The organism is Klenkia sp. PcliD-1-E, assembly GCF_024124375.1.
In the GTDB taxonomy this organism is placed as follows: domain Bacteria; phylum Actinomycetota; class Actinomycetes; order Mycobacteriales; family Geodermatophilaceae; genus Klenkia.
The window spans coordinates 25091-49647 of the sequence record NZ_JAMXRZ010000016.1 but is presented as its reverse complement, the minus strand read 5'-3'; the positions used below and the strand labels follow the sequence as shown (position 1 = coordinate 49647).

Below are 24557 nucleotides of genomic sequence, written 5' to 3'. Positions count from 1 at the left end.
GGTCGCCGTCGCCGCGTCGCGCGGGCCGGACTGGGTGCCCCGGGACGCCGGCCTGGCCGCCGCGGCCACCCTGGTGCTGCTGGCCGCCGTCGGCACGGGGCGGGCCGGTCGCTGGGCCGACCTGGGTCTGCTGATGGTCACCACGGCGGCCGCGGCGGTGCTGCTGTCGGTGCGCAACCGGGACACCCGACCCTCCACCGTGCCCATCGCGGTCGGCACGGTGGCCCTGGCCGTCGTCCTGCTGACCAGCGAGGGCCCGGTGTCCGGCGCGGCCGTGGGGGCCGCGCTGGTGGCGGTCGCGGTGGCCGCGCTGGCCGAGGCGGTCGTCCTCGCCGTGGTGCTGCCGTGGTGGGCCGACCAGCGGGTCCGGGCCTGGGTGCGCAGCCGGGTGGGGCGCGGGTCCCCGCCGGTCACCGGGCCGGTGGACGACGTCCGCGACGCGTTCCGCGCCGCCGACACCGGGCGCTCGGCCGAGCCGGTGGGCGCCACCGAGCTCGACGCGGACTCCCCCGACGTGCGGGCCGCGGGTTCTGCGGCGGTCACCGGCTCGGTGGTGGGCCTGCTGGGCGTCGGCCTGGCCATGGCCGCCGGCCGGCCCGGGGTGACCGCGGTCCTGCTGGCCGTGCTCGGGCTGGCGCTGATGGGCCACGGCGACGTCACCCGCGGCACCCGGCCGGCCGACGTCCCGCTGGAGGAGCAGGACACCCGGGGTCGCGGCACCCGGGTGCTCGGCGGGGCGTGCCTGGTGGTCGCCGCGTGGTCCGGTGCCGCGCTGGCCGGGTGGAGCGTGGTCGAGGTCGTGCCGGTGGCCGCGGGCGCCGTCCTGCTGGCCGGGACCTGGCGGGCGCTGCCGCACGGGCCGAGCTGGTCCGCGTGGGGCCCCGGCCTGGCGACGGCGCTCGTGCCGTCGGTGATGCTGGCCGTGGTCGACCCCACCCCCGCCCGGCAGGTCGCCACCCTGGTCGCGTCGCTGGTGCTCGTGCTCGGTGGGCTGGGCTGGGCGGTGCGGGCCCCGTTCGTGCTGGGGCTGGCCGGGGTGCTGGGGGTGACGATCGGGTGGCTGGCCGACGGCGCCCCCACGCCGTGGGTGGTGACGCTGTTCGGGGTGGGTGCGGTGCTGCTGCTGGTGGGCGCGGTGCGCGAGCGCCAGCGCCGCCGCGGCGACCCGGTCCCCGCCCGGGTGCGGACCTTCCGCTAGCTGCCGAACAGCTCCCCGCGTCAGGTAGCGCCCGGCGGTGCACAACGGTGCGGTGACGGTGAGCCGCTGCACCCGCGGGTGGTCGACTGCCTGCAGTGGCTGCAACCGGTGCCACCCACGACGACGGCCGGCGCCCCGAGGGGTGCCGGCCGCGTCGTCATGCTGCCGTCGGCGGCGGGGTCGTCCCCGCGCGCCCACCGGTCGAGGGGCTCGTTCAGACCCGGAAGCCCAGGGCCCGGAGCTGCTCCCGGCCGTCGTCGGTGATCTTGTCCGGGCCCCACGGCGGCATCCAGACCCAGTTGATCCGGATGTCGTCGACCAGGCCGGGGCCGGGGCCGCCGGTGAGGGCCTGGCGGGCCTGGTCCTCGATGACGTCGGTCAGCGGGCAGGCCGCCGAGGTCAGCGTCATGTCGATGATGGCGACGTTGTCGTCGTCGACCTCCATGCCGTAGACGAGGCCGAGGTCGACGACGTTGACGCCCAGCTCGGGGTCGACGACGTCGCGCATGGCCTCCTCGAGCTCTTCGAGGTCGGCCTTGACCACGGGCGCGGCGGGGCGCCGGCGGTCGGGGTGCTCTCGGTCATGCTGCGGGTCCTCCCCAGGCTCGGGCGCTGGCGTCCTTGAGGGCCATCCAGCTCATCAGCGCGCACTTGATCCGCGCGGGGTACTTCGACACCCCGGCGAACGCGACCGCGTCCTCCAGGCTGTCCTCGAGCTCGTCGGCGACCGACTGGTCGCCCTTGGCCTGCATGAGCTTCATGAAGTCGTCACCGGTGGCCAGCGCGTCCGGCACGCTCCTCCCGACGACCAGGTCGTACATCGCCGACACCGATGCCTGGCTGATCGAGCAGCCCATGCCCTCGTAGGACACGTCGGTGAGGGTGTCGCCGTCGACCTTGACGCGCAGGGTGACCTCGTCCCCGCAGGTGGGGTTGACGTGGTGCACCTCGGCGTCGAACGGCTCGCGCAGACCGCGGCCGTGCGGGTTCCGGTAGTGGTCCAGGATGATCTCCTGGTACATGTCCTGCAGCTTCATCAGGCCTCCTCACCACGGTCAACGCCGAAGAAGCGCTGCGCATGCCGCACGCCCTCGACCAGCGCGTCGACGTCGTCGTACCCGGTGTGCACGTAGAACGTGGCCCGGGTGGTGGCCGGCACGCCGTACCGGCGGACGACGGGCCAGGCGCAATGGTGCCCCACCCGGACGGCGATGCCCTGGTCGTCGAGGACCTGGCCGACGTCGTGCGGGTGGATGCCGTCGACCGTGAAGCTGATCGCACCGCCGCGGGCCACGCTGTCGACCGGGCCGATGACGGTGACGCCCGGGATCGCCTGGAGCTGCGCCAGGGCGTACTCGGTGAGTGCGTGCTCATGCGCCTCGACGGCGTCCATGCCCAGGGCGGTCAGGTAGTCGCAGGCCGCGGCCAGGCCGACCACCTGCGCGGTCATCGGGACCCCGGCCTCGAACCGCTGCGGCGGCGGGGCGAAGGTGCTGCCCTCCATCCGCACGACCTCGATCATCGAGCCGCCGGTGAGGAACGGCGGCAGCGCCGCCAGCACCTCGGCACGGCCCCACAGCACGCCGACCCCGGTGGGCCCGAGCATCTTGTGCCCGGAGAACACCAGGAAGTCCGCCCCCAGGGCCGCGACGTCGACCGGCTGGTGCGGCACCGACTGCGCGCCGTCCACCATGACCAGCGCACCGACCTCGTGCGCCCGGTCGATGATCGGCTGCAGCGGCGGCATGGTGCCGAGGATGTTCGACTGCTGGGTGACCGTGACCAGCTTGGTCCGCTCGTTGACCACGGTGCCGAGGTCGGAGAGGTCCAGCCGGCCGTCGTCGGTCAGGCCGAGCCAGCGCAGGGTGGCCCCGGTGCGCTCGCACAGCTGCTGCCAGGGCACCAGGTTGGCGTGGTGCTCCATCTCGGTCACCACGACCTCGTCGCCCTGGCCGACCGCGTACCGGCGGAACTCCGGCTCCTTGGCCGTGGCCGCGTTCGAGAGCGCGTAGGCGACCAGGTTGATCGACTCGGTCGAGTTGCGGGTGAACACGACCTCGTCGGGCCGCCCGCCGATGAACGACGCGATGGTCGCCCGGGCCGCCTCGTAGGCCTCGGTGGCCTCCTCGGCGAGGGCGTGCGCGCCGCGGTGCGGGGCGGCGTTGACGTTCTCGTAGAACCACCGCTCGGCGTCCAGCACCTGGCGGGGCTTCTGCGAGGTGGCGCCGGAGTCCAGGTAGACCAGCGGCTTCCCGTCCCGGACCGTCCGGGCCAGGATCGGGAAGTCCGCGCGCACCGCCTCGACGTCCAGCGGGAGCGGCGCGCGCTCCGTGGCGCGCGAGGCGGTGGCGGTCATGCCGTCGCCGCCGCCGCGTCCGCGTCGGCCTTGAGGTAGGCCGCGTAGCCCTCGTTCTCCAGCTTCTCGGCCAGCTCCGGGCCGCCCTCCTCGACGACCCGGCCGGCCACGAAGACGTGCACGAAGTCGGGCTGGATGTAGCGCAGGATCCGGGTGTAGTGCGTGATCAGCAGGACGCCGACCGAGCTGGTCGCCTTGGCCCGGTTCACGCCCTCGGACACCACGCGCAGGGCGTCGACGTCCAGGCCGGAGTCGGTCTCGTCGAGGATCGCGATCTTCGGCTTGAGCAGGCCCATCTGCAGGATCTCGTGGCGCTTCTTCTCACCGCCGGAGAAGCCCTCGTTGACGTTGCGCTCGGCGAAGGCGGAGTCCATCTCCAGCGCCTCCATCTCGGTGCGCACGTCCTTCACCCAGGTGCGCAGCTTCGGCGCCTCACCCGAGATGGCGGTCTTCGCCGTCCGCAGGAAGTTCGACACCGACACGCCGGGGACCTCGACCGGGTACTGCATGGCCAGGAACAGGCCGGCCCGGGCGCGCTCGTCGACGCTCATCCCCAGGACGTCCTCGCCGTCGAGGGTCACCGTGCCGCCGGTGATCGTGTACTTGGGGTGCCCGGCGATCGAGTAGGCCAGGGTGGACTTGCCCGACCCGTTGGGGCCCATGATCGCGTGGGTCTCGCCACCGCGGATCGTCAGGTCGACCCCGCGCAGGATCGGCTTGGCCTCGTCGCCCTCGCCGACGCTGACGTGCAGGTCGCGGATCTCCAGCACGCTGCCGGTGCTCTCGGTCATCTGGGTGGTGCCTCTCTCAGTTCGCGGCCGCGGAGGTGTCGACGAGGACGTCGTCCCCCTCCACGCGGACCGGGTGGGTGGTGACCGGCTGGTTCGCCGGCAGGTTGGTGGGCGCACCGGTGCGCAGGTCGAAGCACGACCCGTGCCAGGTGCACTCGATGGTGGGGACGCCGTCGACCATCTCGACCTCGCCCCCGTCGCTGAGCGGGTAGTCCTGGTGCGAGCACAGGTCGGTGAGGGCGTAGACCTCGCCGTCGTGCCGGGCGAGCACGAGCTCGACGTCCCCGACCACGACGGGCACGGCTTCGCCCTCGCCGATCTCGCTCAGCGCGCAGGCCCGCTGGAAGCTCATGCCGGCTGCAGCTCCGACTCCGGGGTCTCCTGCTCCTCGAGACCGGGCAGGGCACCGAGCCGCTGCTCGATGGCACCCATCAGCCGGTCCTGCAGGGCCGGGACGCCGATGCGCTGGACGACGTCGGCGAAGAAACCGCGCACCACCAGGCGGCGGGCGGTCTCGGCGTCGATGCCGCGCGAGCAGAGGTAGAACAGCTGCTCGTCGTCGAACCGGCCGGTGGCGCTGGCGTGGCCGGCGCCGACGATCTCGCCGGTCTCGATCTCCAGGTTCGGCACCGAGTCGGCGCGGGCGCCGTCGGTGAGCACGAGGTTGCGGTTGAGCTCGTAGGTCTCGGTGCCGGTGGCCGCCGGTCGGATCCGGACGTCGCCGACCCACACGGTGTGCGCCTGCTCGCCCTGCAGCGCGCCCTTGTAGACGACGTTGCTGCGGCAGTTGGGCACCGAGTGGTCGACCCACAGCCGGTGCTCCTGGTGCTGGGTCTCGTCGGCGAAGTAGACGCCGAACAGGTCGACCGAGCCGCCGGGGCCGGCGTAGGTCACGTTGCTGACCAGCCGGACCAGGTCACCGCCCAGGGTCACCACGACCTGGGTGAACTGGGCGTCGCGGCCGACGACGGCGTCGTATTGCCCGCCGTGCGCCGTGCCCGGCGCCCAGTCCTGCACGCTGACCAGCTCGACCTGCGCGCCGTCCCCGAGGACGACGGCGACCGCACCGGAGTAGCGGGCCTCGCCCTGGTGGTCCAGCACGATCGTGGCCTTGGCGAACCGGCCGACCTCGATCACCGTCTGGCCCCAGACGACGTCCTCGCCGCCCTGGCCGCGCAGGGTCAGGGTGACCGGGGCGTCGAGCTGGGCCTCGGCCGGCACGCGGACGACGGTGGCGCCCCCGGCCCGCACCCGGGTGAGCGCGGCGAGCCGGTCGACCGGCTCGGGCAGGCCCTTGAGCAGCGGGTCGTCGGCGCCGACGGTGGTCAGCTCGACGCCCTCGGGCAGGTCGGCGTCCCAGTCGGGGCGCAGCCCGGACTCCGCCCCCTCCAGCAGCGGGCGGACCCGCTTCATCGGGGTGAAGCGCCAGTCCTCCTCGCGCCCGGTGACGACGGCGAAGTCGTCGGGGTCGGTGGAGGTGAAGCGCTCGGCGGGGGAACCGGTCGGGACCGGGCCGCCGTGGCTGTGCGACCCGGCCGGGCCGCCGGTGCCCGCAGCGGGCGTGGTCGGCGGGCCGGCCTGCGCGCCGACGCCGTCGGCGAACAGCTCGCTGGCCAACGCGGCGGACTCCGCGGGCCCGGCGATCGTGTCGGGGGTGTTGTTCGGGTCGGACATCAGCCGACGGCACCTTCCATCTGCAGCTCGATCAGGCGGTTCAGCTCGAGGGCGTACTCCATGGGCAGCTCCCGGGCGATGGGCTCGACGAAGCCGCGCACGACCATCGCCATCGCCTCGTCCTCGGACAGGCCGCGGCTCATCAGGTAGAAGAGCTGGTCCTCGCTGACCCGGGAGACCGTGGCCTCGTGGCCCATGGACACGTCGTCCTCGCGGACGTCGACGTAGGGGTAGGTGTCCGAGCGGCTGATGGTGTCCACCAGCAGCGCGTCGCACTTCACCGTCGAGGCGGAGCCGTGGGCGCCCTCGTCGACCTGGACCAGGCCGCGGTACGACGTGCGGCCACCGCCCCGGGCCACGGACTTGCTCACGATGGTCGAGGAGGTGTGCGGCGCGGCGTGCACCATCTTGGCGCCGGCGTCCTGGTGCTGGCCCTCGCCGGCGAAGGCGATGCTCATGACCTCGCCCTTGGCGTGCTCGCCGGTCATCCACACGGCCGGGTACTTCATCGTCACCTTGGAGCCGATGTTGCCGTCGACCCACTCCATGGTCGCGCCCTCGTGGGCCACGGCCCGCTTGGTGACCAGGTTGTAGACGTTGTTCGACCAGTTCTGGATGGTCGTGTACCGGCAGCGGGCGTTCTTCTTGACGACGATCTCGACGACCGCGGAGTGCAGGGAGTCGGACTTGTAGATCGGGGCGGTGCAGCCCTCGACGTAGTGCACGTAGGCGCCCTCGTCGATGATCATCAGGGTCCGCTCGAACTGGCCCATGTTCTCGGTGTTGATCCGGAAGTAGGCCTGCAGCGGGATCTCCACGTGCACGCCCGGCGGCACGTAGATGAAGGAGCCACCCGACCAGACGGCGGTGTTCAGCGCGGCGAACTTGTTGTCGCCGGACGGGATCACCGAGCCGAAGTACTCGCGGAACAGGTCCTCGTGCTCGCGCAGCGCGGTGTCGGTGTCCAGGAACAGGACGCCCTGCTCCTCGAGGTCCTCGCGGATCTTGTGGTAGACGACCTCGGACTCGTACTGGGCGGCGACGCCGGCGATCAGCCGCTGCTTCTCGGCCTCCGGGATGCCCAGCTTGTCGTAGGTGTTCTTGATGTCCTCGGGCAGCTCGTCCCAGCTGGCCGCCTGCGCCTCGGTGGAGCGCACGAAGTACTTGATGTTCTGGAAGTCGATCCCCGACAGGTCCGAGCCCCAGTCGGGCATCGGCTTGCGGTCGAAGAGCTTGAGGGCCTTGAGACGGCGCTCGAGCATCCACTCGGGCTCGTTCTTGCGGGCGGAGATGTCGCGGACGACGTCCTCGCTGAGGCCGCGCTTGGCCGACGCGCCGGCGGTGTCGGCGTCCGCCCAGCCGTACTGGTAGCGGCCGAGCTGGTCGATCTGCTCGTCCTGGGTCAGGGCCTTGGCGGGCTGCTGCGTGCTGGTCATGCGGGCGTCCTCTCCCGGGTGCTTCGTCGGGTGTGGCTCGGTGCAGGGCGGCCGGTGGCCGCCTGCTCGTCTGGTGAAGGGCGCGGGGCCCGGCTGGTGTTCCCGGGGACGCGACCCGGGATGTGGGTGGTGCAGATGCCGTCGCCGTGCGCGATGGTGGCCAGCCGCTGCACGTGCGTGCCGACCAGCCGGCCGATGACCGCGGTCTCGGCCTCGCACAGCTGCGGGAACTCCGCCGCGACGTGCGCCACCGGGCAGTGGTGCTGGCACAGCTGCCCGCCGCTGGAGATCGCCGAGGCCGAGGCAGCGTAGCCCTCGGCGGTCAGCGCCTCGGCGAGCACCTGCGCCCGGTCGACGGGGGCGGTGGAGGTGGTGGCGGCGCGCTCGACGGCGGTGGAGCAGCGCTCCTCCAGGCCGGCCAGCTGCTGCTCGGCGACGTCGCGGACGGCGTCGGGACCGCCGTGCGCGGCGACGAACCGCAGCGCGGTGAGCGCCAGGTCGTCGTAGGCGTGCGGGAAGCCGGCGCGGCCGGCGTCGGTGAGCACGAAGTGCCGGGCCGGGCGGCCCCGGCCGCGGACCGAGCCGGGCAGGGCCCGCTCCGCGATCCTCCCCTCGGCGACGAGGGAGTCCAGGTGCCGGCGGACGGCGGCCGGGGAGACGCCCAGGCGGCCGGCGAGCTCGGTGGCGGTCTGCGCGCCGTGCTCGAGCAGCAGGCCGGTGACGCGGTCGCGCGTGCGCCCGTCGTCGGGGCTCACCGACGGCCGGGCGGACGGCACCGCGCTGGATTCCACAACACGAGTGTGCGCTATTTCCCGGACCTCGCAAGCAAGGTCGCCCTAACCCGAACGCGCAGCCCACGGGGGGTGCCGGAGCTCTCCGGCACCCCCCGTGGCACCGCGTGCCAGGTGTCCGCAGGTCAGGCGGTCACCGGCGCCTCGACGGCGAGGTGCAGCTCGTCGTCGACCACCCCGACCCGCAGCCGCTGACCGCGCTGCAGGTCACCGGCGAGCACCAGCCGGGCCACCGGGTTGTCCAGCGCCCGCTGGATCGCCCGGCGCAGCGGACGGGCCCCGTACGCCGGCTCGTGGCCCCGCTCGGCGAGCCACGCCACGGCCTCGTCGTCCACCTGGACGTCGATGCCCTGCGCGGCCAGCCGGGCGCGGGTCTCGTCCAACAGCAGGTCGGTGATCCGGGCCAGCTGCGCGGGCTCGAGCTGCCGGAAGACCACCACCTCGTCGATCCGGTTGAGGAACTCCGGCCGGAAGGCCTCCTTCAGCCGGCGCATGACCGCGTCGCGGACGTCGCGGCCGCCGTCGTCGGCACCGGTGGTGAAGCCCAGCGGGCCGTGCGCCGCGTTCACGATGGCCTCCGAGCCCAGGTTGGAGGTCATCACCACGACCGTGTTGGCGAAGGAGACCGTGCGGCCCTGGGAGTCGGTGAGCCGGCCGTCGTCCAGCAGCTGCAGCAGCGTGTTGAACACGTCCGGGTGCGCCTTCTCGACCTCGTCGAGCAGCACCACCGAGTAGGGGTTGCGGCGCACCGCCTCGGTCAGCTGGCCGGCGTCCTCGTAGCCCACGTACCCGGGGGGCGAGCCGACCAGCCGGCTGACGGTGTGCCGCTCCTGGAACTCGCCCATGTCCAGGCGGACCATCTTGTCCTGGTCGCCGAACAGTGCCTCGGCCAGCGCCCGGGCCAGCTCGGTCTTCCCGACGCCGGTGGGGCCGAGGAACAGGAAGCTGCCGATCGGCCGGTCGGGGTCGCCCAGGCCGGCCCGGGACCGGCGGACGGCCTCGGCGACGACCTCGACGGCCTCGTCCTGCCCGACGACGCGGGCGTGCAGCACGTCCTCCAGCCGCAGCAGGCGGTCGCGCTCCTCCTCGGTCAGCTGGGCCACCGGGATGCCGGTGGCCCGGGAGACCACCTCGGCGATCTCGGCGACGCCCACCTCGGGGACGTCCGACGGGGCCTGGGCCAGACGCTCCTGCGCAGCGGTCAGCTCGTCCCGCAGCGCCGAGGCGCGCTCGTACTCCTCGGCGGCGACGGCGGCGTCCTTCTCCCGGCCCAACCGCTCGACGTCCTCCTGCAGGGCGCCCGGGTCGGTGGCCGGACGGCGCAGCCGCACCCGGGCGCCGGCCTGGTCCACCAGGTCGATCGCCTTGTCGGGCAGGTGCCGGTCGGCGACGTAGCGGTCGGACAGCTCGGCCGCGGCGACCAGCGCCTCGTCGGTGAACCGCACCCGGTGGTGCGCCTCGTACCGCTCGCGCAGGCCGCGCAGGATCTCCACGGTGTCGGCGACGCCCGGCTCGCCGACGAGGACCGGCTGGAAGCGGCGCTCCAGGGCGGGGTCCTTCTCGATGCTGGTGCGGTACTCGTCCAGCGTGGTGGCGCCGATGACGTGCAGCTCGCCCCGGGCCAGCGCCGGCTTCAGGATGTTCCCCGCGCCGGCCGAGCCCTCCGAGCCGCCCGCCGCCACCACGGTGTGCAGCTCGTCGACGAAGACGAGGACGGAGTCCGCGTGCTCGCGGATCTCGTCCATGACCTTCTTCAGCCGTTCCTCGAAGTCGCCGCGGTAGCGGGTGCCGGCGACCAGGCCGGTGAGGTCGAGCTCGACCAGCCGGCGGCCGCGCAGCACGTCGGGGACGTCCCCGGCCGCGATCTGGGCGGCGATGCCCTCGACGACGGCGGTCTTGCCGACGCCGGCCTCGCCGATGAGCACCGGGTTGTTCTTGGTGCGCCGGGCGAGCACCTCGATGGTCTGCTCGATCTCGTCGGCCCGGCCGATGACCGGGTCGATCTTCCCGTCGCGGGCCAGCGCGGTCAGGTCGCGGCCGTACTGGTCCAGCGTCGGGGTGGCCGAGGCCGGCTCCTCGGCGGGGGCGCCGGAGGCGGCGCGCTGCAGCGAGTCGGGGGTGACCCGGGCGTCGGAGAGCTCGCGGCCCGCGGGGGTGTCGGCGTGCAGGGTCAGCGCGAAGAGCAGGTGCTCGGGGCCGGTCGAGGTGGCGCCGCTGGCGCGGGAGACCTGGTGGGCGTCCAGCAGCGCGCGGCGGGCGGCGGGAGTCAGGGCGACCGGGCCGTCGGTGGGCTCGCCGACGCGCAAGGTCTCCTCCAGGCCGGCGCGCAGCCGGTCGGGGTCGGCGCCGGCGCGGGTGAGCAGGGTGCGGGTGGGCTCCTGGCCGGCCAGCGCCCACAGCAGGTGTGCGGCGTCGAGGTCGTGGGCGCCCCAGGCGGTGGCCTGGCGCGCGGCGGCGGCCAGCGTGGCGCGGCCCTCGTCGGAGAGCATCTGGGTGAGGTCGACCCGCTGCATGCCCCGGCGGGGGCCGAGGAAGGCGGAGAAGTCGTCGAGGGGAGAGGTCACGGGGTGCGCTCCTGTGGATCGGGGTCGTGCTCTGCCTCCTCCAGCGCTTCCCGGACCGGCGTCCTTCCCGTGTGCGCCCAGGGCGAACACGCAGCCACCTACCCTGGGTGCGTGCCGGTCTCCCCCGTCGTCGTCCGCCGCGTCGCCCTCGCCAACGCCGTCGCCAACGGCCTCATCGTCGTCACCGGCGGTGCGGTCCGGCTGACCGGCAGCGGGCTGGGTTGCCCCACCTGGCCCGAGTGCACCGACGGGTCGATCACCCCGACCGCGGAGCTCGCCGGGCACGGGCTGATCGAGTTCGGCAACCGGCTGCTGACCTTCGTGCTCGCGGTGGTCGCCATCGCCACCGTCGTGGTGGTCTGGCGCTCGGCCCGCCGCGACCTGCGGAGATGGGCGGTGGGCAGCTTCCTGGGCATCCCGGCGCAGGCCCTGCTGGGCGGGGTCACCGTGCTGACCGGGCTGAACCCGTGGACGGTCGCCGCGCACTTCCTGGTGTCGATGGTGCTGGTGGCGATCGCCACGACGCTGTGGCTGCGCTCACGTGAGCCCGGGGTGGGCGGCCTGCTCGTGCGCCGGCCGGTCGCCGCGCTGGTCACCGGCATCGCGGTCACCGTCGCCGCCGTCCAGGTCTTCGGGACCGTCGTCACCGGTTCGGGCCCGCACAGCGGCGACCCGGGCGCCGGGCGCACCGGCTTCGACCCCGAACTGGTCAGCCAGCTGCACGCCGACGTCGTCTTCCTGCTGATCGGGCTGACCGTGGCGCTCCTGGTGGCCCTCTACGCCACGGACTCCCCCGGCCGGGTCCGCCGGGCCGCCCGCGACCTGCTGGTCGTGGAGCTCGCGCAGGGCGTCATCGGCTACGTGCAGTACTTCACCGGGCTGCCGGTGGTGCTGGTGCTGCTGCACATGCTGGGGGCGGTGCTGATCACGGCCTTCACGGCGCGGCTGTGCTGGGCCGTCCGAGGCCCGCGCACCGAGGCCGAGGTCCAGCCCCCCGCCGACGCCTTCGCCACCACCCGCTAGCGCACCCGCAGCACCGCCGCGCCCCGACGCGGCCCCTGACGGGTCGGGGCGCGGCGATCAGCCGTGTGCCGCCGGCGGGGTGGCCTGACATCCCTGACGGTCTGTGCACCGCACGACGTCGGGCCACCGTCAGGGATGTCCGGCCACCCCCTGCCACGGGCGGCGCGAAGCACCGCGGTCAGAACAGGACGTCGAGGACCAGCGCGATCGACAGCAGGGTCATGTAGGTGATCGACACCGAGAACAGCCTCATCGGGCGGTCCGGGACGCCGGCCTTGATCCGGGCCAGCCAGGCGTGGGACTCGTAGACGTACCAGCCGCCCAGGGCCAGCAGCGGGACGAAGGCGATCAGCCCCAGCTGCGCGGTCACCGGCACCATCAGCAGCGAGACGGCCAGCGTCGCCCAGGCCCACGCCGCGGACTGCCGGGCCACCGTGACCGGGCCGGCCACCACGGAGAGCATCGGGACGCCCGCGCGGAAGTAGTCGTAGCGGTACCGGCTGGCCAGCGCCCAGAAGTGCGGCATCTGCCAGCAGAAGACGATGCCGAAGAAGACGACGGCGGGCCAGGCCAGCGAGCCGGTGACCGCGGCCCACCCGATGAGCACCGGCGCGGCACCGGGCAGGCCACCGAAGACGGTGTTGTGGTGGGTGCGGCGCTTGAGCACCATCGTGTAGAAGACCGAGTAGGCCAGCATCGCGCCGGCGGCGAGCGCGGTGGCCAGCGGCGTGGTGAAGACCCCCAGCACGACCAGCGAGATCCAGGCCAGGATGACCCCGAACGTCAGCGCCGCCCGCGGGGCGATGACCCCGGTGACCGTCGGCCGGTCACGGGTGCGCGACATGATCCGGTCGATGTCGCGGTCGTACCAGCAGTTGATGGTGTTGGCCGCGCCCGCGGCCAGCATCCCGCCCACCAGGGTGGCGACGACGAGGCCGGTGCCCGGCCAGCCGCCGGCGGCCAGCATCATCGCCGGCAGGGTGGTGACCAGCAGCAGCTCGACCAGCTTGGGCTTGGTCAGCGAGACGTAGGCCCCGACGAGTGCCAGCGGGGGGGTGCGCCGGACGACGGCACGCCGTTCGGCGATCGAGGTCACGGGTCGATCCACACCATTCGAGCCGGGGCGGGCGGAGGTCGGCCCCACTCTAGCCCCGACGCCGGGCCGGGACACCGGGCTACCACTAGGGTTCGGTCACGTTGATGGTGCGCACCCGGCGGGTAGTGCCCAGGTCGGCAAGGACGACGACCGGCAGACACACCGGCATCGCCCCGACGTTGGACCAATCCGAGGAGCACCCGCCACGATGGCAGACAAGAGCACCGAGTCCGAGGCCCCGGCCGAAGCCGCCTCCGACTCCCCCACCGGATCGCCCGCGCAGCCGAACCCCACGCTGCCCGAGGGCTTCGGCGAGCTGGACCGCACGGCCATCGACACCGCCCGTGTGCTGGCGATGGACGCCGTGCAGAAGGTCGGCAACGGCCACCCCGGCACCGCGATGAGCCTGGCCCCGCTGGCCTACCTGCTGTTCCAGAAGTGGATCAGGCACGACCCGTCCGACCCGAACTGGGTCGCCCGCGACCGCTTCGTGCTGTCCCCCGGCCACACCGCGCTGACCCTCTACACCCAGCTGTACTTCTCCGGCTACGGCCTCGAGCTCGACGACCTCGAGGCGTTGCGCACCTGGGGCTCGCAGACCCCGGGCCACCCCGAGGTCGGCCACACCAAGGGCGTGGAGACCACCACCGGCCCGCTGGGTCAGGGCGTGGGCAACGCGGTCGGCATGGCGATGGCCGCCCGCCGCGAGCGCGGCATCTGGGACCCGTCGGCCGGCCCGGCGGAGGACAGCGTCTTCGACCACACCATCTGGGCGATCGCCTCCGACGGCGACCTGCAGGAGGGCATCTCCGGCGAGGCGTCGTCGCTGGCCGGCACCCAGCAGCTGGGCAACCTGGTTGTGGTCTACGACGACAACAAGATCTCCATCGAGGACGACACGACGATCGCCTTCACCGAGGACGTCGCCGCCCGCTACGAGGCCTACGGCTGGCACGTGCAGCACGTGGCCGACAGCGAGGACCTCGCCGCGATGGACGCCGCCCTGGCCGCGGCGAAGGCCGAGACCACCCGGCCCTCGCTGGTCGTCAGCCGCTCGATCATCGGCTGGCCCTCGCCCGGCAAGCAGAACACCGGCGGCATCCACGGCTCCGCGCTGGGCGAGGAGGAGGTCGCGGCGACGAAGAAGGTGCTGGGCTTCGACCCGGAGCAGACCTTCCAGGTCGCCGACGAGGTCATCGCGCACACGCGCAAGGTCCTCGAGCGGGGCCAGGCCGCCCGCGCCGAGTGGCAGCCGGGCTTCGACGCCTGGAAGCAGGCCAACCCCGACCAGGCCGCGCTGTTCGACCGGATGCGCACCCGCACCCTGCCCGAGGGCTGGGCCGACGCGCTGCCGACCTTCGACGCCGACCCCAAGGGCATGGCCACCCGCAAGGCCTCCGGTGCGGTGCTCGCCGCGATCTACCCGGCGCTGCCGGAGCTGTGGGGCGGATCGGCCGACCTCGCGGAGTCCAACAACACCGCCGTCGAGGGCGAGCCGTCCTTCCTGCCGCCCAGCCGGCAGACCAAGATGTGGAACGGCGGCCCCTTCGGCCGCACGCTGCACTTCGGCATCCGCGAGCACGCGATGGGCTCGATCATGAACGGCATCGCGCTGCACGGCGGCACCCGCGTGTACGGCGGCACGTTCCTGACGTTCTCCGACTACATGCGCCCCGCCGTCCGGCTGGCCGCGCTCATGCAGCTGCCGGTCACCTACGTGTGGACCCACGACTCCATCGGCCTGGGCGAGGACGGCCCCACGCACCAGCCGATCGAGCACCTGGCCGCGCTGCGGGCGATCATCGGTCTGGACGTCGTGCGGCCCGCCGACGCCAACGAGACCGCGGTGGCCTGGCGGACGATCCTCGAGAACAACGACCGGCCGGCCGGGATCGTGCTGTCCCGGCAGAACCTGCCCGTCTTCGACCGGTCGGAGCTCGGCTCGGCCGAGGGCACCGCGAAGGGCGCCTACGTGCTGGCCGAGGCCAGCGGCGGCACCCCCGAGGTGATCCTGATGAGCACCGGGTCCGAGGTGCAGATCGCCGTGGCCGCCCGCGAGCAGCTGGAGGCCGCCGGCACGCCCACCCGGGTCGTGTCGATCCCCTGCCAGGAGTGGTTCGCCGAGCAGGGCCCGGCCTACCGCGACGAGGTGCTGCCCCCGACCGTGAAGGCCCGGGTCAGCATCGAGGCCGCCGTCGCCATGGGCTGGCGCGAGTTCGTCGGGGACGCCGGACGCATCGTGGGCCTGGACCACTACGGCGCCAGCGCCTCGTTCCAGAAGCTGTACGACGAGTTCGGCCTCACCGCCGAGGCCGTCGTGGCCGCCGCCCGGGAGAGCATCCAGGCCGCCGCCGACGGCGCCGGCCCCGCCTCGGGCGCCGACGTCCCCACCCACGAGAACGCCCACACGGCCGACCACTGAGCCCGGAGGCACCCAGATGAGCCAGAACGAGAACCTCGCCGCCCTGTCGAAGGCAGGAGTCGCGGTGTGGCTGGACGACCTGTCCCGCGACCGCATCCGCAGCGGCAACCTGCAGCAGCTGGTCGACGAGCACTCCGTCGTCGGCGTCACCACCAACCCCTCCATCTTCGCCGCCGCGATCAGTGGCTCGGAGTCCTACGACGACCAGCTGCACGCGATGGCCGTCCGCGGGGTCTCGGTGGAGGAGGCGCTGCGCACCATCACCGCCGCCGACGTCCGCGACGCCTGCGACCTGCTCGCCCCGGTCGCTGCCCTCACTGGCCGGGACGGCCGCGTCTCCCTCGAGGTTGCCCCCGGGCTGGCCCACGAGACCGACGCGACCGCCGCGGAGGCCGCCCACCTGTGGTGGCTGGTGGACCGGCCGAACCTGTTCATCAAGATCCCGGCCACCGTCGAGGGCCTGCCCGCGATCACCGAGTCGATCGCGAACGGCATCAGCGTCAACGTCACGTTGATCTTCAGCCTCGAGCGGTACCGGGCGGTCATGGAGGCCTACCTGGCCGGCCTGGAGAAGCGCGCCGAGGACCCCGACGCGAGCTTCGAGGGCATCGAGAGCGTGGCGTCGTTCTTCGTGTCCCGGGTGGACACCGAGATCGACAAGCGCCTGGACGACGCCGGCGCCGACCCCTCGCTCAAGGGCAAGGCCGGCGTCGCCAACGCCCAGCTGGCCTACCAGGCCTACGAGGAGGTCTTCTCCTCCGACCGCTGGGCGGCGCTGGAGGAGCGCGGCGCCAGCAAGCAGCGCCCGCTGTGGGCCTCGACCGGGGTGAAGAACCCCGACTACAGCGACACGCTCTACCTGTCCGAGCTGGTGGCCCCCGACACCGTGAACACTATGCCGGAGAAGACCATGCAGGCCTTCGCCGACCACGGCCAGGTCGGCCGCCCGGTGCCGGAGACCTACGCGGACGCCGAGAAGGTGCTCCAGTCGGTGCGCGACGCCGGGGTCGACCTGGACGACGTCTTCGCCGTCCTGGAGACCGAGGGCGTGCAGAAGTTCATCGACGCCTGGGACGAGCTCTCCGGCTCGGTCGAGGAACAGCTGAAGGACAAGAAGTAGCCCACCGGGGCCGGGTGCACCGCCGCACCCGGCCCCGCTGGTGTCCGCCACACGCACACCACCAGAGGGATCCATGACCAACCCCTTGCGCGACCCGAGGGACCGGCGGTTGCCCCGGGTCCCCGAACCCTGCGCCCTCGTCGTCTTCGGCATCACCGGCGACCTGGCCCGCAAGAAGCTGCTGCCGGCCGTCTACGACCTGGCCAACCGCGGCCTGCTCCCCACCAACTTCGCGCTGCTGGGCTTCGCCCGCCGCGACTGGGACGACGTCGACTTCGCCGAGCTGTCCCGCGAGGCCGCCCGCGAGCACGCCCGCACGCCGTGGCGGGAGGAGGTCTGGGAGCGGTTGAGCGGCTCGGTCCGCTTCATCCAGGGCTCCTTCGACGACGACGCGGCCTTCGACGAGCTGGCCCGCACCCTGGGCGAGCTCGAGGGCAGCCACGGCATCGGCGGCAACGCTGCGTTCTACCTGTCCATCCCGCCCTCGATGTTCCCGGTCGTGCTCAAGCAGATGCAGCGCACCGGCATGGCCGAGAGCACCCCGGAGCGCTGGCGCCGGGTGGTCGTGGAGAAGCCGTTCGGCTCCGACCTGCCCTCCAGCCGCGAGCTGAACGGGCTGGTCGACTCGGTGTTCAGCGCCGACGACGTCTTCCGCATCGACCACTACCTGGGCAAGGAGACCGTCCAGAACCTGCTGGCGCTGCGGTTCGCCAACACCCTGTTCGAGCCGGTCTGGAACGGCGCGCACGTGGACAGCGTGCAGATCACCATGGCCGAGGACGTCGGCATCGGCGGCCGGGCCGAGTTCTACGAACGCACCGGTGCGGCCCGCGACGTGCTGCAGAACCACCTGCTGCAGCTGCTCGCGCTCACCGCCATGGAGGAGCCCGTCGAGTTCTCCGCCGAGGAGATCCGCACCGAGAAGCTCAAGGTGCTGCGCGCGATCTCGGTGCCGGCCGACATGGCCCGCTTCGCCGTCCGCGGGCAGTACGAGCAGGGCTGGCTGGCCGGCCAGCGCGCCAGGGGCTACCGCCAGGAGGACGGGGTCGCCGAGGACTCCCGCACGGAGACCTACGCCGCCGTCCGGCTGGGCGTGGAGACCCGCCGCTGGGCGGGCGTGCCGTTCTACCTGCGCACCGGCAAGCGGCTGCCGCGCCGGGTCACCGAGATCGCGCTGTCCTTCCGGCGTGCGCCGCACCTGCCCTTCGCGCCCACCGACACCGAGGAGCTGGGCCACAACCAGCTCGTCGTGCGGGTGCAGCCCGACGAGGGGGTCACCCTCAAGTTCGGGTCGAAGGTGCCGGGCAGCGTCATGGAGGTCCGCGACGTCTCCATGGACTTCCTCTACGGCGAGCAGTTCACCGAGGCATCCCCCGAGGCCTACGAGCGGCTGCTGCTGGACGTGCTGCTGGGCGACGCCACGCTGTTCCCGCGCAACGCCGAGGTCGAGGCGTCCTGGGCGGTCATCGACCCGCTCGAGGAGTACTGGGCCTCCACCACGCCCTACCCCTACCGCGCCGGCGAGTGGGGCCCGCGCGCCGCCGACGAGATGCTGGCCTCCGAGGGCCGGGCATGGCGCCGACCGTGACCACCACCTGCCACGGGGAGGACCCGCAGTGAGCACCCTCTGGGACACCAACGGGTCGGCGATCGTCAAGGAGCTCGCCGCCCAGCGCCGCACCGGCGGCGCCGTCATGAGCGGCGTCGCGCTGACCCTCGTCGTCGTCGCCGACGAGGAGAAGGTCGCCGAGGCCGAGGCGGCCGCCGCCGCGGCGGCCGAGGTGCACCCCTGCCGGCTGCTGGTCGTGGTGCGCCGCCAGGTCGAGGCTCCCGCGCCGCGGCTGGACGCCGAGGTGCTGGTGGGCGGTCGGCTCGGCCCCGGCGAGGCCGTGGTCATGCGCATGTACGGCCGGCTGGGCCTGCACGCCGAGTCCGTCGTGCTGCCGCTGCTGGCCGCCGACGCCCCGGTCGTCACCTGGTTCCACGGCGCCCCGCCGGACCACCTGGACCGCGACGCCCTCGGCGTCATCGCCAACCGCCGGGTCACCGACAGCCTGATGGCGCCCGACCCGGTCGCGTCGCTGCACCGCCGGGCCGAGGACTTCGCCCCCGGCGACACCGACCTGGCCTGGACCCGCAGCACCTTCTGGCGCTCGGCGCTGGCCTCCACCCTGGACGCCGTGGTCGGCCGCCGCGGCGGTCCGGTGCGCGTGCTGGGCGGGCAGCTGCTGGGCGACCCGGAGAACCCGACCGCCCAGCTCGTCGCCGGCTGGCTGTCCGCGCGCTGCGGCTGCTCGATCACCGTCGAGCCCGGCCAGCGCAGCACCGGCACCAAGGGCATCGACACCGTCGTCCTCACCCTGGACCAGGACGAGGAGGTCCGGCTGACCGACGACCGCAAGGGCGGTGCGGTGATCAGCCAGCCCTACCGGCCCGACGCCACCGTGGCCCTGACCAGGCGCTCCCTCGGCGAGCTCATCGGCGAGGAGATGAAGCGGCTGGACAGCGACGAGCCCTACCGGGAGGCGCTGGAGCAGGCCACCGGCGTCACCGGCCTGGCCGACCGGTCGCCGGTGCGCGAGCACCACTGGTTCGACCCCATGCGCCCGCCCGCCCCGGCGGCCCCGACCGTGCCCGAGGACTCCGAGGGCACCGTGGCCGAGGTCGGCACGGGCGACGACGACGGCGGCGACGACGAGCCCGGGCAGACCTCGTGAGCGCCCCCGAGGTCGTCGTCCGGCCCGACGCCGACGACCTGGCGGCCACCGTGGCCCGTGAGCTGGTCGCCCGGCTCGCAGCCGCGCAGGCCGAGCACGGGACGGCGTCGGTGGTGCTCACCGGCGGCGGCATCGGCACCGCGGTGCTGCGGGCGGTCGCCGCGGTGTCCGGCGAGCTGGACTGGACCCAAGTGGACGTCTGGTGGGGCGACGAGCGCTGGGTGCCCGCCGCCGACGACGACCGCAACGAGAAGGGCGCCCGCGAGGCGCTGCTCGACGTCGTCGGGGTGCCGGCGGAGCGGGTGCACGCCATCCCGGCCGCCGACGCCGGCTTCGCCGAGCCCGAGGACGCCGCGGCGGCCTACGCGCAGGAGCTGGCCGCGGCCGGCGACGGCGCGGTGCCCCGCATCGACGTCCTGCTGCTCGGGGTCGGCCCGGAGGGGCACGTGGCCTCGATCTTCCCCGACTCCCCCGCCGTGGCCGACGAGCGCACGGTGGTCGCGGTGCGGGACTGCCCGAAGCCGCCGCCGACCCGGGTCAGCCTGGGCTTCCCGGTGATCACCGCCGCCGAGGAGGTGTGGCTGCTGGTCTCGGGCGAGGGCAAGGCCGAGGCCGTCGCGCGTGCGCTGTCGGGCCGGGAGACCCCGGCGTCGCTGCCGGCCGCCGGTGCGGTCGGTCGCCGGGCCACCCGGTGGATGCTCGACCAGGACGCCGCCGCCCAGCTGTAGGAGCGGGGCCCACCGCGAGGCGGGCCCCGCACCCCTCAGGCGCCGCGGCGGGCGCGCAGCCGCTGCAGGGCCTCCTCGAGGAGGGCCGCGCCGTCCTCGTCGCTGCGCCGCTCCCGCACGTAGGCCAGGTGCGTCTTGTAGGGCTCGATCCGCGGGGGCGGCGGGGGGTTGTCCTGGTCCTGCCCGGCGGGGAACCCGCAGCGCGGGCAGTCCCAGGTCTCCGGCACCTCGACGTCGTGCGCGAAGGCGATGCGGGTGTCGTGCCCGTTCGCGCACCAGTAGCCCACCCGCACCCGCGGGGCGGCCTCCCCGCGCTCGGACTCGCCCATCGGTCCCGCCCCGACCCGGCTGCCCCGGATCGCGCTGCCACCAGCCACGTGTGCCCCCACTCTGGAATGTGGATCGGTCCCCCGCGGTGCTGAGTCTAGGCACACCGTTGTTACGGCGGGCGCACAGATCCGCAGGTCAGAAGGGGTGTACGCGACCGAACCGCAGCCAACTGGAACGGCCCCGCTGCAGGGTCCCGCGACGTGCGGAGCGCGTCGTGGGGGGCAGCGGGGTCCTTACACCTTGAGCAGGATGCCCAGGGCGACGATGCAGACCGCCCAGATCGCGGCGGTGAACACGGTGATCCGGTTGAGGTTCTTCTCCACCACGGACGACCCGGACAGCGAGGACGACGCAGCTCCGCCGAACATCGAGGACAGCCCGCCGCCCTTGCCGCGGTGCAGCAGGATCAGCACGATCAGCAGCAGGCTGGTGAGCACCAGCAGGACGTTCAGGACGATCTCGATCACGGGTTCTCCAGTTCGAGCGGGCAGCCAGCGGTCCAGCCTACGGGACGGCGATCAGCCGCCGCCGACCCCGGCGGTGGCCGCGTCGTAGCCGGTCCAGGGCAGCATGACCACGCCGTTGTGCAGCCGCTGCCCGGCCAGCAGCTGCACCCGGTTCTCCGCCAGGGGGACCACGGCGTGGGTGGCCAGCGCGGCGTCGGCGACCGCCGCCCATGCCGACACGTCGTCCGAGGCGACCGCGGCGTCGACCAGCGCGTCGACCGCGGGGTCGGCGAGCAGGCCGTAGTTGGAGTTGCCGGGCTGCTGGCTGATCGAGCGGCTGTCGACCAGCGGCACCAGGAAGGACGCCGGGGTCGGCAGGTCCGACGTCCAGGTGGCCAGCAGCATCCCGTACTGCCCGTCGGCGATGGCCTGCGGCGAGCCGATGCCTGCGGTGTAGTACGTCGTGGGGTCCAGCGGGGCCACGGTGACCTGGATGCCGACCCGGGCCAGCTGCGCGACCAGCCGGTCGGCGACGTCCCGGCTGGTCGGGACGTCGGGCACGGCCATCGTCGTGGCGAAGCCGTCGGGCTGACCGCAGGCGGCCAGCGACTGCCGGGCGGCGTCGAGGTCGGCAGCGGGGTCGGCGTCGTCGGGCCCGCCGGGGAGGGAGCGCGGCCACAGCACCGAGGTGCGGACGGCGTCGCCGGCGCCGCCGAGGGCGTCCTGCACGTCGGCGCGGTCGACGGCCGCGGCGACGGCGGCCCGGCAGTCCGGCGAGGTCATCGGCGCGACGGTGGTGGGCAGGGCCAGCAGGCGCACCGACCCGGTGGTGACGTCGTCGACCCGGTCGGCGAGGCCCTCGTCGGCGTCGGTGCGGGCGGTGGTGGCCTCCTGCACGCCGGTGCCGGAGAGGTCGGCGTCGGCCGAGCCGGCCAGCAACGCCTGGTCGCGGTCGAGCCCGGTCAGCCCGGTCCGCACCACGACCCGGTCGGGCAGGGCCGTGCGGACGGGGTCGCTGTCCTGCGTCCAGGCCGGGTTGCGGTCCAGCACGATGCCGGTGACCGGGTCGACGGAGGTGATCGCGTAGGGGCCGGAGGAGACCGGGTCGTCCTGGTAGGCGGCACCGGTGTCGTTCTCCGCGGGCACCGGGGAGCCCAGCGGCAGCGCGAGGATGAACGGGAAGTCCGGGTCGGCCCGGGACAGCGTGAACGTGATCGTGGCGTCGTCGGGGGTGGCGATGCTGCCCAGGCCGAGCCGGTCGGGTGACTCGTCCTGGTAGGGCCCGGCGTAGAGGCTGTCGGGGTCGAGCAGGTCCAGGGCCAGCTTGGGTCCGCCGGTGAGCACGTCCACGGCGAAGGACCGTTCGATGCCGTACTTGACGTCCCGGCTGGTGATGGGTCGACCGGTCTCGAAGGTGGCGCCCGGCCGCAGCGTGAACGTCCAGGTGCGCCCGCCGTCCGGCGTCGTCCCGAGGTCGGTGGCGAGGTCCGGGACCAGCTGCTCGGTGCTGCCGGGCTCGGAGGAGTAGGTGACCAGCGTGCGGGTGTAGAGCCGCATGAGGTTCCACACCGCCGGCAGGTAGGAGCGCTGCGGGTCCAGGCTGTCCACCTGCGCGGTGACCAGCCGCAGCGTCCCCCCGGTGGCGTCGGAGGGGGCCCGGCGTCCGTCGACCCCGGCGTCCGGGGAGCCGGAGACCGTGGGCACCGCCCGGTCCGCGGGGTCCCCCCCGGTGCAGCCCGCCAGCAGACCGGCGAGCACGAGCAGGACGATGACGCGGCGGGAGCGGCGCGGGTGGGGCCTCACGGGGGCGGCGGTCCTCCGGGTGGGGGGCCGCCGCCCCTGCGGGTCAGCGGCTCTCGGCTGCGGTGCGGCAGATGGAGACGAACTCGTCGGCGTCCAGGCTCGCGCCGCCCACCAGTGCCCCGTCCACGTCCGGTCCGGCGAGGATGCCCGCGGTGTTGCCGGCCTTCACCGAACCGCCGTAGAGGATACGGACGACGTCGGCGGTCTCCCGCCCGAAACGCTCGGCGAGCCGGGCCCGGATCGCCCCGCACACCTCCTGCGCGTCCTCGGGGGTGGCCACCTCGCCGGTGCCGATCGCCCACACCGGCTCGTAGGCGATGACGATGCCCGCCACGGTGGCGGCGTCCAGGCCCTCGAGCGCCGCGTCGACCTGCGTGGTGGTGTGCGGGACGTGCTCGCCGGCCCGGCGGACGTCGAGCCCCTCCCCCACGCACAGGATCGGCACCAGCTCGTGCTCCAGCGCCTTGCGCACCTTCCTCGCCACGACCTCGTCGGTCTCCGCGTGCATCGCCCGCCGCTCGGAGTGCCCGACGACGACGTAGGTGCAGGCCAGCGCCTTCAGCTGCGCGCCGCTGACCTCGCCGGTGTAGGCGCCGGAGTCGGCGGTGGACAGGTCCTGGCCGCCGAAACCGATCTCGATCTTGTCGCCCTGCACCAGCGTCTGCACGCTCCGGATCGCGGTGAACGGCGGGACGACGACGACCTCGGCCGCCTCCAGCTCGGGCTCCTTGAGGCCGAACGCGACCTTCTGGACCAGGCCGATGGCCTCCAGGTGGGTCAGGTTCATCTTCCAGTTGCCCGCGATCAGCGGACGGCGGCCCTCGTGGACCTTCCCGGCCTTGGTGCGGGCCATCAGGCGGCCCTGTCCGACAGCACGGCCAGGCCCGGCAGCTCGCGGCCCTCGAGGAACTCCAGGGATGCACCGCCCCCGGTGGAGATGTGACCGTAGTTGTCCTCGGGCAGCCCCAGCTGGCGGACCGCGGCGGCGGAGTCGCCGCCGCCGACGACCGACAGCCCGTCGACGGCGGCCACCGCGGTGGCCACCCCCCGGGTGCCGGCGGTGAACGGCGCCAGCTCGAACACGCCCATCGGGCCGTTCCAGAACACCGTGCGGGCGCCGGCCAGCTGGTCGCCGAACAGCTCGACGGTGCGCGGGCCGACGTCCAGGCCCTTGAGCCCGTCGGGGATGGCGTCGACGCCGGTGACCGTGACCTGGGCGTCGGCGACCAGCGCCTCGGCGCAGACCACGTCGACCGGCAGGACGATCTTGTCCCCCGCCTCGGCCAGCAGCCGCCGGCAGGTCTCGACCTGGTCCTGCTCGAGCAGCGAGCCGCCCACCCCGTGGCCCTGCGCGGCCAGGAAGGTGAAGCACATGCCGCCGCCGACCAGCAGCCGGTCGACCTTCGGCAGCATCGCCTCGATGACGGCCAGCTTGTCGCTGACCTTCGACCCGCCCAGCACCACGACGTAGGGCCGCTGCGGGTCCTCGGTCAGCCGGGTGAGGACGTCGAGCTCGGTGGCGACCAGCCGGCCGGCCGCGTGCGGCAACCGGGTGGCGACGTCGTAGACCGAGGCGTGCTTGCGGTGCACGGCCCCGAAGGCGTCGTCCACGTACAGGTCGGCCAGCGCGGCGAACCGGTCGGCCAGCGCACCGCGGGCGTCGTCGTCCTTGCTGGTCTCCGCCGCCTCGAAGCGGACGTTCTCCAGCAGGCAGACATCGCCGTCCTCCAGCGCGGCCACCGCAGCCTGCGCCCCGGAACCGGCGGTGTCGGTGGCCAGCGGGACGTCGACCCCGAGCAGCTCCGACAGCCGGGCGGCGACCGGCGCCAGGCTGTACCGGGGGTCCGGCTCGCCCTTCGGCCGGCCCAGGTGGGCGGCGACGACGACGCGGGCGCCGGCCTCGCGGAGCGCCTGCAGGGTGGGCAGGCTGGCCCGGATCCGGCCGTCGTCGGTGATGACCGGGGTGCCGGTGGAGTCGTCCAGGGGGACGTTGAGGTCGGCGCGCAGGAACACACGCCGACCCTGCACACCCTCGGCGACGAGCTCGTCGACGGTGCGCATC

The 24557-nt window shown here is 73.7% G+C and carries 22 protein-coding genes; 7 read left to right on the top strand and 15 right to left on the bottom strand.

Annotated features, from left to right (window positions below; all coding sequences use genetic code 11):
* The coding region (locus NH342_RS05355) for an SCO7613 C-terminal domain-containing membrane protein (RefSeq protein ID WP_253012305.1) at positions 1 to 1198 on the top strand (1198 nt) is incomplete at its 5' end.
* A 214-nt stretch (positions 1199 to 1412) separates the two neighbouring features.
* Here the strand turns inward: NH342_RS05355 and NH342_RS05350 are convergent.
* The 9 genes from NH342_RS05350 to NH342_RS05310 all read right to left on the bottom strand — a co-directional run bounded on the left by NH342_RS05350 (position 1413) and on the right by NH342_RS05310 (position 10810).
* Positions 1413 to 1742, bottom strand: coding sequence for a metal-sulfur cluster assembly factor (locus tag NH342_RS05350; protein ID WP_253012303.1), 330 nt, complete (start codon positions 1740 to 1742; stop codon positions 1413 to 1415).
* 37 nt (positions 1743 to 1779) lie between these two features.
* Positions 1780 to 2235, bottom strand: coding sequence for a Fe-S cluster assembly sulfur transfer protein SufU (sufU, locus tag NH342_RS05345; RefSeq protein WP_253012301.1), 456 nt, complete (start codon positions 2233 to 2235; stop codon positions 1780 to 1782).
* On the bottom strand, positions 2235 to 3554 hold the full coding sequence (locus NH342_RS05340; RefSeq protein ID WP_253012299.1) for a cysteine desulfurase: 1320 nt from the start codon (positions 3552 to 3554) through the stop codon (positions 2235 to 2237). Before NH342_RS05340 ends, sufU begins: the two co-directional genes overlap by 1 nt.
* Entirely contained in the window at positions 3551 to 4345 is a 795-nt protein-coding gene (gene sufC, locus NH342_RS05335; protein WP_253012296.1) for a Fe-S cluster assembly ATPase SufC, read from the bottom strand. Before sufC ends, NH342_RS05340 begins: the two co-directional genes overlap by 4 nt.
* Before the next feature lie 16 nt (positions 4346 to 4361).
* The gene (locus NH342_RS05330) at positions 4362 to 4697 is read right to left on the bottom strand and encodes a non-heme iron oxygenase ferredoxin subunit (protein ID WP_253012293.1); all 336 of its coding nucleotides are present in this window, start codon (positions 4695 to 4697) and stop codon (positions 4362 to 4364) included.
* On the bottom strand, positions 4694 to 6019 hold the full coding sequence (gene sufD, locus NH342_RS05325) for a Fe-S cluster assembly protein SufD (protein ID WP_253012290.1): 1326 nt from the start codon (positions 6017 to 6019) through the stop codon (positions 4694 to 4696). The genes NH342_RS05330 and sufD overlap by 4 nt, the downstream gene beginning before the upstream one ends.
* Positions 6019 to 7455: a Fe-S cluster assembly protein SufB gene (gene sufB, locus NH342_RS05320; RefSeq protein ID WP_253012287.1), complete on the bottom strand. Its 1437-nt coding sequence runs from the start codon at positions 7453 to 7455 to the stop codon at positions 6019 to 6021. Before sufB ends, sufD begins: the two co-directional genes overlap by 1 nt.
* The gene (locus tag NH342_RS05315) at positions 7452 to 8246 is read right to left on the bottom strand and encodes a metalloregulator ArsR/SmtB family transcription factor (protein ID WP_253012284.1); all 795 of its coding nucleotides are present in this window, start codon (positions 8244 to 8246) and stop codon (positions 7452 to 7454) included. Before NH342_RS05315 ends, sufB begins: the two co-directional genes overlap by 4 nt.
* A 125-nt stretch (positions 8247 to 8371) precedes the next feature.
* Positions 8372 to 10810, bottom strand: coding sequence for an ATP-dependent Clp protease ATP-binding subunit (locus NH342_RS05310; protein ID WP_253012281.1), 2439 nt, complete (start codon positions 10808 to 10810; stop codon positions 8372 to 8374).
* A gap of 111 nt (positions 10811 to 10921) precedes the next feature.
* On the opposite strand from NH342_RS05310, the gene NH342_RS05305 reads away from it, so the two are divergent.
* Positions 10922 to 11833, top strand: a complete 912-nt coding sequence (locus NH342_RS05305) for a heme A synthase (RefSeq protein ID WP_253012278.1) — start codon at positions 10922 to 10924, stop codon at positions 11831 to 11833.
* A gap of 178 nt (positions 11834 to 12011) precedes the next feature.
* Here NH342_RS05305 and NH342_RS05300 read toward each other — a convergent pair whose 3' ends face one another.
* On the bottom strand, positions 12012 to 12929 hold the full coding sequence (locus NH342_RS05300) for a heme o synthase (RefSeq protein WP_253012276.1): 918 nt from the start codon (positions 12927 to 12929) through the stop codon (positions 12012 to 12014).
* A gap of 208 nt (positions 12930 to 13137) precedes the next feature.
* Between NH342_RS05300 and tkt the strand changes: the two genes are divergently transcribed.
* The 5 genes from tkt (at position 13138) to pgl (ending at position 19916) form a co-directional block, all read left to right on the top strand.
* Positions 13138 to 15351, top strand: coding sequence for a transketolase (tkt, locus tag NH342_RS05295; protein ID WP_253012273.1), 2214 nt, complete (start codon positions 13138 to 13140; stop codon positions 15349 to 15351).
* A gap of 16 nt (positions 15352 to 15367) precedes the next feature.
* Positions 15368 to 16471 (top strand): transaldolase, encoded by a 1104-nt coding sequence (gene tal, locus NH342_RS05290; protein ID WP_253012271.1) that lies wholly within the window; start codon positions 15368 to 15370, stop codon positions 16469 to 16471.
* 73 nt (positions 16472 to 16544) lie between these two features.
* Positions 16545 to 18059 carry a glucose-6-phosphate dehydrogenase gene (gene zwf, locus NH342_RS05285; protein ID WP_253012268.1) on the top strand — a complete coding sequence of 505 codons (1515 nt, stop codon included), beginning with the start codon at positions 16545 to 16547 and terminating at the stop codon, positions 18057 to 18059.
* Between the two features lie 28 nt (positions 18060 to 18087).
* Positions 18088 to 19188, top strand: coding sequence for a glucose-6-phosphate dehydrogenase assembly protein OpcA (locus NH342_RS05280; protein ID WP_253012265.1), 1101 nt, complete (start codon positions 18088 to 18090; stop codon positions 19186 to 19188).
* Entirely contained in the window at positions 19185 to 19916 is a 732-nt protein-coding gene (pgl, locus tag NH342_RS05275; RefSeq protein WP_253012262.1) for a 6-phosphogluconolactonase, read from the top strand. The genes NH342_RS05280 and pgl overlap by 4 nt, the downstream gene beginning before the upstream one ends.
* A 35-nt stretch (positions 19917 to 19951) precedes the next feature.
* Here the strand turns inward: pgl and NH342_RS05270 are convergent, their stop codons facing one another.
* The 5 genes from NH342_RS05270 to pgk all read right to left on the bottom strand — a co-directional run bounded on the left by NH342_RS05270 (position 19952) and on the right by pgk (position 24556).
* Complete coding sequence (locus NH342_RS05270) at positions 19952 to 20293, bottom strand: RNA polymerase-binding protein RbpA (RefSeq protein WP_308200611.1); 342 nt, start codon at positions 20291 to 20293, stop codon at positions 19952 to 19954.
* 186 nt (positions 20294 to 20479) lie between these two features.
* The gene (gene secG, locus NH342_RS05265; RefSeq protein ID WP_374209414.1) at positions 20480 to 20713 is read right to left on the bottom strand and encodes a preprotein translocase subunit SecG; all 234 of its coding nucleotides are present in this window, start codon (positions 20711 to 20713) and stop codon (positions 20480 to 20482) included.
* Between the two features lie 51 nt (positions 20714 to 20764).
* The gene (locus NH342_RS05260) at positions 20765 to 22495 is read right to left on the bottom strand and encodes an ABC transporter substrate-binding protein (RefSeq protein ID WP_253012256.1); all 1731 of its coding nucleotides are present in this window, start codon (positions 22493 to 22495) and stop codon (positions 20765 to 20767) included.
* 43 nt (positions 22496 to 22538) lie between these two features.
* Positions 22539 to 23348 carry a triose-phosphate isomerase gene (tpiA, locus tag NH342_RS05255; RefSeq protein ID WP_253012253.1) on the bottom strand — a complete coding sequence of 270 codons (810 nt, stop codon included), beginning with the start codon at positions 23346 to 23348 and terminating at the stop codon, positions 22539 to 22541.
* On the bottom strand, positions 23348 to 24556 hold the full coding sequence (gene pgk / locus NH342_RS05250) for a phosphoglycerate kinase (RefSeq protein WP_253012250.1): 1209 nt from the start codon (positions 24554 to 24556) through the stop codon (positions 23348 to 23350). Before pgk ends, tpiA begins: the two co-directional genes overlap by 1 nt.
* Position 24557 lies beyond the last annotated feature (1 nt).

Excerpts from the sequence above, each read along its gene's own strand:
- sufU (WP_253012301.1), bottom strand. The coding sequence starts at position 2,235 with ATGAAGCTGCAGGACATGTACCAGGAGATCATCCTGGACCACTACCGG.
- tkt (WP_253012273.1), top strand. The coding sequence starts at position 13,138 with ATGGCAGACAAGAGCACCGAGTCCGAGGCCCCGGCCGAAGCCGCCTCC.
- tal (WP_253012271.1), top strand. The coding sequence starts at position 15,368 with ATGAGCCAGAACGAGAACCTCGCCGCCCTGTCGAAGGCAGGAGTCGCG.
- sufC (WP_253012296.1), bottom strand. The coding sequence starts at position 4,345 with ATGACCGAGAGCACCGGCAGCGTGCTGGAGATCCGCGACCTGCACGTC.
- NH342_RS05340 (WP_253012299.1), bottom strand. The coding sequence starts at position 3,554 with ATGACCGCCACCGCCTCGCGCGCCACGGAGCGCGCGCCGCTCCCGCTG.
- zwf (WP_253012268.1), top strand. The coding sequence starts at position 16,545 with ATGACCAACCCCTTGCGCGACCCGAGGGACCGGCGGTTGCCCCGGGTC.
- NH342_RS05330 (WP_253012293.1), bottom strand. The coding sequence starts at position 4,697 with ATGAGCTTCCAGCGGGCCTGCGCGCTGAGCGAGATCGGCGAGGGCGAA.
- tpiA (WP_253012253.1), bottom strand. The coding sequence starts at position 23,348 with ATGGCCCGCACCAAGGCCGGGAAGGTCCACGAGGGCCGCCGTCCGCTG.
- sufB (WP_253012287.1), bottom strand. The coding sequence starts at position 7,455 with ATGACCAGCACGCAGCAGCCCGCCAAGGCCCTGACCCAGGACGAGCAG.
- sufD (WP_253012290.1), bottom strand. The coding sequence starts at position 6,019 with ATGTCCGACCCGAACAACACCCCCGACACGATCGCCGGGCCCGCGGAG.
- pgk (WP_253012250.1), bottom strand. The coding sequence starts at position 24,556 with ATGCGCACCGTCGACGAGCTCGTCGCCGAGGGTGTGCAGGGTCGGCGT.